This window comes from Prevotella sp. LCP21S3_D2, from assembly GCF_052118345.1.
Taxonomy (GTDB): domain Bacteria; phylum Bacteroidota; class Bacteroidia; order Bacteroidales; family Bacteroidaceae; genus Prevotella.
This window is the reverse complement of the sequence record NZ_JBQKHJ010000054.1, coordinates 1-4330: the sequence shown is the minus strand read 5'-3', so window position 1 is coordinate 4330 and position 4330 is coordinate 1. Positions and strand designations below refer to the sequence as shown.

Sequence of the window (4330 nt, the reverse complement as noted above, 5' to 3'; positions counted from 1 at the left end):
AGGGAGCCGTGAATATATCTAACTGAGGATTCGGATCTGTCTTTTTAAACATAGTCATTCTTTTAATTGATGGTGTAAAGATACGAAAAATATTCCAGATAACAGCATAAATCAGAGATTATTTTCGTGAAATATAAACATTTTAAACAGGCCTTACTTTTTAAAGTGGGCTCATTTATATAGCTTCTTATTGCGTTCTATTTACTATCGCAAGGGAAATTTAGAATTTGAAAATAAATAAAAACAATAATATAAAATAACAATTATTATATTAGATATTATGTCTGAAGAAAGAAAAACAATTTATCTCTGTCTGGCTCACATGAGTGATGACGGAATGGAACAGAAATACGTCAAAGAGGCGTTCGACACAAATTGGGTGGTGCCGATGGGTCCGAACGTGAATGCGTTTGAGCAGGACTTGGCGGACTTTGCCAATGGCAATGCTGACGGTAGCAAGCTCGACCGAAAGGTGGTGTGCTTGTCTGCCGGTACGGCTGCGGTGCATCTGGCTCTGCTGGCATGTGGCGTGGGCCCTGGCGATGAGGTGCTTGTGCAGAGCTTCACGTTCTGTGCTTCTTCGCACCCTATCACCTACCTTGGGGCAAAGCCTGTATTCGTGGGTTCTGAGCCTACGACTTGGAACATGGATCCTGAGCTCCTTGAGAAGGCTATTCTCGATCGTAAGGAGAAAACTGGTAGGTATCCTAAGGCAATCGTGCCTGTAGCTCTCTATGGTATGCCTTACGATTGCGAGAAGATTATGGCCATTGCCGACAAGTACGGAATTCCTGTTGTTGAGGATGCTGCTGAGGGTATGGGTTCACGATTCAATGGTCAGGTACTTGGTACTTTCGGTAAGTATGGTGTTCTCTCGTTCAATGGCAACAAGATGATCACCACTTCGGGCGGTGGTGCGCTCATCTGTCGTAATGCAGAAGATGCCAACAATGTGATGTGGTACGCTACTCAGGCACGTGACGCTTATCCTTACTATCAGCATACAGCCATCGGTTACAACTATCGTATGAGTAACGTGTGTGCAGGTATCGGTCGTGGTCAGATGACGGTGGTGAATGATCATATCGCGCATCATAAGCATGTGCAGGAGCTGTATGAAGAGCTGCTGAAGGACGTGAAGGGCGTACATATGCATTGTCAGCCTACGAATGAGGAGTTAGGAATGAGGAATGAGGAATGTCCTGTGTTCGACTCAAACTTCTGGCTCTGTGCCGCAACGATCGACAAGGATATTCGCGTAAAGGGTCAGGAGAATGCCTATAAGGAGATAATCAAGACTGCTGTAGGTGGTGCTGCCGGTGTGATCCATGCAGTTGATTGTGCAACTACCGACTGCCAGCCAAATGAAAACGTTGAAGCACTTCGTGTCTTCATGTTGGGCAAGAAGGTTGAGTGCCGTCCTTTATGGAAGCCTATGCACAAGCAGCCTGTATATGCAGAGAACGATGTTTATACCAATGGCGTGGAGGAGGATCTCTTCAAGGTCGGCTTCTGCCTGCCTGCCGGTCCATACGTAAGCGATGATGACGTGCGCTATATCGTGGATTGCATCAAGGAGGCGATAGAGGGATAACAATGTGCCCTGTCGGGGAACTGTAAACTGTAAGATTTGAACCGCGAATTGGGCGAATGAATAAACGAACGAAAGCGTCATCGGAAGAAATTCCGATGGCACTTTGTTTTTAACGAACACGGATAAAACGGATTATACTGATGAATAGTTGAGTGTCAAACAATCCGTTCAATCTGTTCAATTCATTTGCTGCCTTCTTTCTGCATGAAGTGGATGACCTGGTGGCGGTTCTTGCGCTTGTTGGCACGGCAGGAGACGTGAATCCAGAAGATGCGGCGGTCGGTGGTCTCCTTGATGAGCTGGTCGTAGTCACAATGGTTCATGATCCAGGTGAACCACCGGTCGAGGATGTCGGTGTCGGTGAATCGCTGGCCTTGCTCGCCCGTGAAGTCATAGAGGGGGATGCGGATGTCGCAGGCTTCGCCAAGGGTGTGCTGGGAGGAATAGACACCTCCGACTTTGAGGTTGAGCTGTGGGGAGCGGTAGCCGGAGCTGATGATGATGGGTTGGCCTGCGAAGGCTCGGAGGGGTTCAAGGATTTCTTTGCATAGCTGCTCGAGGGTAGGGATGTACTGAGAAGGGACGTGGTTGTCGATGCCATGCTTGGTGGCGGTGGCACTTCTTTCGAACTCGGATAATGAGAAATGTTTTGAAAGCTTCATAATGATATAATTAAAAAAACGAATACGAATCACACGAATCTAACGAATAGTTCTGGATTTTTTTAATCGGATGATCACTCGGATGATGAGGAGGAGCAGGGCTCCGACTACTAACCAGAAGGTGAAGTGGGTCAGGTGGTCGAAGATGGACAGGGGGCGGGTGATCTCCTTCACCTCGGTGACTGTCACTTGATACGGGATGCTGTCGTGCTGTACCTTGTAGATGGTGTCGCGGAGGTGGCGGTAGCGGTACTCGACCGAAACGTCACGGAGATAGACGGTGTCGCGCGAGCGGTCGAGCTGGCGGTCCTGGAAGATGTAGATGGAGTCGTACTGAACGTTGCTCAGATAGACGGTATCTACTGATGTGCGCTCAACGACTTGAAGCTGGCGACGGGTGGCACATCCCGTCAGCACTAAGGCTGACAGGAGTGCAAGGAGGATGATGAGCAGTCGTTTCATGCGTTGATGATTTTGAGGGTTACTTCATTGCCTCGCTCTATGCTCTTGCGGAGACGTTCGTAGAGGGTGTCGAAAGCGGCTCTTGAGTGCTTGAGGCATCCAGGACAGATGAAGGTGCCGACGATGATGCTGCCGTCTTCACGATGATATACGCCATTGCCGGGTTTGAGCAAGTGGCATACCTGTGGCTGATTGCGGTTGAGCTTGATGCAAGTGAGCCTTTTACAGCTGCTGCAGTCGCCTATCTTGATGACGGGCATCTTGCGGGCATACTTGCGGCACTTGACGATGCTAAGTGGATAGACTCCGGAGGGAAGTGCCGTGGCGACATTCTCGGCGGTGTTGCAGAGACGGAGTGAACCGTCGATGGTGAGACTGCCATCAATTGTCTCATTGGTTTTGCGATGGCGGGTGATAAGTATCTGCATAATATAAAAATGAAATTCTATCGAGTTGACGTTTGACGTTTTGACGTTTTAGACTCTCTCGCAGGCTCAGTGCTTGCTAAGATAGTAATCCGAATAGTCCTTGTAATCAGGTGGAAGCTGGTGGCGGACAATGGAAGAGGGTGACCCAAGCAATCGTCGCAAATCCAGAAATAAACGCTCTCCGGGCTCGTCCTGATCGGGATACATGTGTAAGACTGTTGATAGCTGAGAGTTGAGACTTGAGAGTATTTGCAGATCCTGCGGCTTGAGAAGCGTTGCCGACGGTATTGCAACGGCCTTGTGGCCACTGGAGAGCATTGCCCAACAGTCGCTTGCTCCCTCTGTGATAAACAGAGGCTCGCCTTTCTTGAGAAGCTTCAGCACGGGCAGATTGTAGATGTGGCAGGTGTGACCGTAGGGAAACTTGAATCGAGGGGCGGATGATGACTGATTGTTGATTGATGATGACTGATAACTGAGATTGCGGTTCTGCACGCCTATCAGATGGCCGTCGATGTCGTAATAGGGAATCTGGAGCCATGACGTGCCTTGCTTGTCGGTGAAGGAGTTGAGGCGACACCAACTGACGACTCGCGGGTCGAGCTTGCGCTGGTCGAAGAGAAAAGTGCGTGCTGCTTCGTTGAGGAATGGACGGTCGAAGAACCTGAGGTACTTGCTGGCGTCGAATGTGTGCTTGGGCGTTTGGGGTTTGTCGGCAGGTTGCCACTCTGAGACCTCAGTTCGGGATAAGAAATAGTGCCTAAAAAAGTTGGTAATCTCCGATATTTTTTGTATCTTTGTAGTTGAAATACAATTAGTTACAAAGATAAAAAGATATCATTATGGAGATTACCAAGGACAAAGTTACAGAATTATTTTGTATTATTGATGAATTTTACAAAGTTTTTGATGCTGAAAATGCAGGAAAATTGTTTTTGAGTGAAGATGGAGTAAAGCGCAGACGACGTAAAGCCTCTTTATCTGATAGTGAAATCATGACGATTTTGCTGTATTTCCATTTCGGCTCATTCCGAAACTTCAAGCATTATTACCTATTCTTTATTAGAGGAACTTTGAAGTCATATTTTCCAAATGCAGTGTCTTATAACCGTTTTGTAGAACTTGAAAGTCGCGTATTCTTCCCTCTCATGTTCTTCCTGAATCTCCGTGCTTTTGGCAGATGT

The 4330-nt window shown here is 47.8% G+C and carries 4 protein-coding genes and 1 pseudogene; 2 read left to right on the top strand and 3 right to left on the bottom strand.

Annotated elements, in window-relative coordinates:
* Nucleotides 1–280 precede the first annotated feature (280 nt).
* Nucleotides 281–1594 (top strand): DegT/DnrJ/EryC1/StrS family aminotransferase, encoded by a 1314-nt coding sequence (locus ACTQ16_RS16410; RefSeq protein WP_441938510.1) that lies wholly within the window; start codon nt 281–283, stop codon nt 1592–1594.
* Between the two features lie 182 nt (nt 1595–1776).
* Here ACTQ16_RS16410 and ACTQ16_RS16405 read toward each other — a convergent pair whose 3' ends face one another.
* From ACTQ16_RS16405 to ACTQ16_RS16395, 3 genes are read right to left on the bottom strand one after another with little or no spacing between them, the layout of a single operon-like run.
* Entirely contained in the window at nt 1777–2256 is a 480-nt protein-coding gene (locus ACTQ16_RS16405) for a D-Ala-D-Ala carboxypeptidase family metallohydrolase (RefSeq protein WP_441938508.1), read from the bottom strand.
* A gap of 39 nt (nt 2257–2295) precedes the next feature.
* Nucleotides 2296–2718 (bottom strand): hypothetical protein, encoded by a 423-nt coding sequence (locus tag ACTQ16_RS16400; RefSeq protein WP_441938507.1) that lies wholly within the window; start codon nt 2716–2718, stop codon nt 2296–2298.
* Nucleotides 2715–3146, bottom strand: coding sequence for a DUF5675 family protein (locus ACTQ16_RS16395; protein WP_094391632.1), 432 nt, complete (start codon nt 3144–3146; stop codon nt 2715–2717). The genes ACTQ16_RS16400 and ACTQ16_RS16395 overlap by 4 nt, the downstream gene beginning before the upstream one ends.
* An 842-nt stretch (nt 3147–3988) precedes the next feature.
* On the opposite strand from ACTQ16_RS16395, the pseudogene ACTQ16_RS16390 reads away from it, so the two are divergent.
* Nucleotides 3989–4330: pseudogene (locus tag ACTQ16_RS16390) on the top strand (IS982 family transposase); the annotation flags it as partial.